The 2,579-nt window shown below is 61.4% G+C and carries 3 protein-coding genes; all 3 read right to left on the bottom strand.

What is annotated here, in order from left to right; genetic code table 11:
- The coding region (locus tag AC1D1P_RS20595; RefSeq protein ID WP_477674240.1) for an acyl-CoA carboxylase subunit beta at window positions 1-879 on the bottom strand (879 nt) is incomplete at its 3' end.
- 31 nt (window positions 880-910) lie between these two features.
- Window positions 911-1,783, bottom strand: a complete 873-nt coding sequence (locus AC1D1P_RS20590; RefSeq protein ID WP_477674239.1) for an alpha/beta hydrolase family protein — start codon at window positions 1,781-1,783, stop codon at window positions 911-913.
- On the bottom strand, window positions 1,780-2,579 hold an 800-nt coding region (gene meaB, locus AC1D1P_RS20585), incomplete at its 5' end, for a methylmalonyl Co-A mutase-associated GTPase MeaB (RefSeq protein ID WP_477674238.1). The genes meaB and AC1D1P_RS20590, both read right to left, overlap by 4 nt.

Raw genomic sequence — 2,579 nt, 5'->3', positions numbered from 1 at the left:
GTCGTCCACCGTCTTGACGATGAGTTCCTTCATGTCGTAGGGCTTGTTCGGGTTCTCGGGCACCAGCGTGTCCAGGCTCAGGTCCATACGGCCAGCCGGGTCGGCGCTGGGGCGCACCGGGGCTTTTTCACGGTTGTTGAGCGGCAGGTAGTTGTAGAGGCGGCGCAGCATCAGCAGCGCCTCGACGTCGTTCTCGAATGCCAGGTCGGCCACGCCGCTACGTGTGGTGTGGGTGGTGGCGCCGCCCAGTTCTTCGGCCGTTACTTCCTCATGGGTCACGGTCTTGACGACTTCGGGCCCCGTCACAAACATGTAGGAGCTGTCCTTGACCATGAAGATGAAGTCGGTCATGGCGGGGGAATACACGGCGCCGCCGGCGCTCGGCCCCATGATCATGCTGATCTGCGGAATCACGCCACTGGCCATCACGTTGCGCTGGAACACATCGGCATAACCGCCCAATGACGCCACACCTTCCTGAATACGGGCACCGCCCGAGTCATTGAGGCCGATGACCGGCGCGCCGACCTTCATGGCCTGGTCCATCACCTTGCAGATTTTCTCGGCATGAGCTTCGCTCAGGGCGCCGCCAAACACGGTGAAGTCCTGGCTGAAGACAAACACCAGGCGGCCGTTGATCATTCCGTATCCGGTGACGACGCCGTCGCCGGGAATCTTGTTGTCCTGCATGCCGAAGTCGGTGCAGCGGTGTTCGACAAACATGTCCCACTCTTCAAACGTGCCTTCGTCGAGCAGCAGCTCCAGCCGTTCGCGCGCTGTCAGTTTGCCTTTGCCGTGCTGCGCATCGATGCGCTTTTGCCCGCCGCCCAATCGGGCCGCGGCGCGTTTCTTTTCGAGTTGTTCAAGGATTTCTTGCATGGTGTGTTCCGCAATTGTTGGACGGTGAAAATTACTTGCCTGATTCAAACAAAAGGCGCGCAGCGGCCTGGCTCATGCGGCGCGAGTCGTGCCCCACGCCCGGCACGGTGGCACGCTCCCAGGCCAGGGGTGTGCCCAGCTTCTGCGCCTGCGCCTGGGCCTGCTCGAAGAAGTGCGTGCCGCGCTCAAAGCGGTTCACGCCTTGGGCTGTGGCTTGCCTGGCCTTGGGAAGGTTGGCCTCATCGGTTTTTATGTCAGTTTCACCAAGCAGCACGATCAGCTTGCGGGCAAAAACCTGCCTGAGTTTGTCGGGGCTGATAATGCTTTCGTTAAGCGCGTAGGGAAATTTGTCTTCCATCAGGCCTGGATATCGGGGCATGGTGTAACTGCCGGCATTGGCCGCCACGGCGACTGAAACGCGGGGTGCCTCGGCCAGCAGCATAAAGCGGTGCACAAACTGCCCGCCCGCCGAGTGGCCGAACAGCAGGTAGTCGCTCGCCGCGAGGCCCTCACCAGCACGGACAAAATCGAAAAGATGCTCGACGATCTGGAAAGACCACTGGGCACGGTCACGGCTTTCAATGCCGCCCATGTTGAACAACCTGGAAGAAAACCGCGCCTCGTCAAACTCCGGGGCCAGCACGATGAGTTTATTTTTCTCCGCAAAAGGCATCCAGTTGTCGCGCATGCGCGAGCCCTGCCGTTCCGCGCCGTGGATCACCATCATTACCTTGGCATCGGGGCCGGCGCTGCGCGCCTTGTAGTAATGCACCGTGACGGGCTTGTCCGCGAAATAGCCTTTGTCGGTGAAGACAAAACTCTGCGGCTCGCCGGCGACCATGCCGCCGGCCCACGCCAGGCATGCCTGAAAAAGCAGCACGAAAAGAATGGCGATTTTCTTCATGCATTCCATCCTTTGGATGCCAGGGCCAGCAAGCTCCTGGCGGCTGTCGATGCCGCAACTTCACCGCGCGCCACTTCGGCCAGCAAGCCGGGCAGGCGCTCACGCACCTGCGGATCCTGACGGAAAGCCTGCTTGAGGCCGGCGTCTATGCGCTCCCACATCCATGACAGCGACTGCTGCTGGCGCCGGGCGGCCAGCTGGCCATTGGCAGTCCGCAGGGACTTGAACTGCATCACGGCTTTCCAGAACACGTCCACGCCTTTGTTGTGCAGGGCGCTGAGCTGGATGACTTGCGGATGMCAGTTTTTGTCGAAATTAGCGGCCTGCGCGCCGTCCATGGCGTTGTTGACCAGACCGAACAAGCGCATGGCTGACGTGATCTGCGCCTCAGCGCGCATCGCCGCGTCGGCATCGATGTCGGCCTTGTTGATGATGACGAGGTCGGCCAGTTCCATCACGCCCTTTTTGATGGCCTGCAGGTCGTCACCGGCATTGGGCAGCTGCATCAGCACAAACATGTCGGTCATGTTGGCGACGGCGGTTTCGCTCTGGCCCACGCCCACGGTTTCCACAATCACCACGTCGTACCCGGCGGCTTCGCAGACCAGCATCGCCTCGCGCGTCTTTTCGGCCACGCCGCCCAGGTTTCCGCTGGAAGGGCTGGGCCGGATATAGGCACGGTCATGCACCGAGAGCTTTTCCATGCGGGTCTTGTCGCCCAGGATGGAGCCGCCTGAGACGGAAGAAGAAGGATCGATCGTGAGCACGGCCACACGGTGGCCCTGGGTRATCAGGT

The organism is Polaromonas sp. P1_E1_2, from assembly GCF_056406035.1.
The sequence above is the reverse complement of the archived record's forward strand: the minus strand, read 5'-3'. Positions and strand labels throughout refer to the sequence as shown.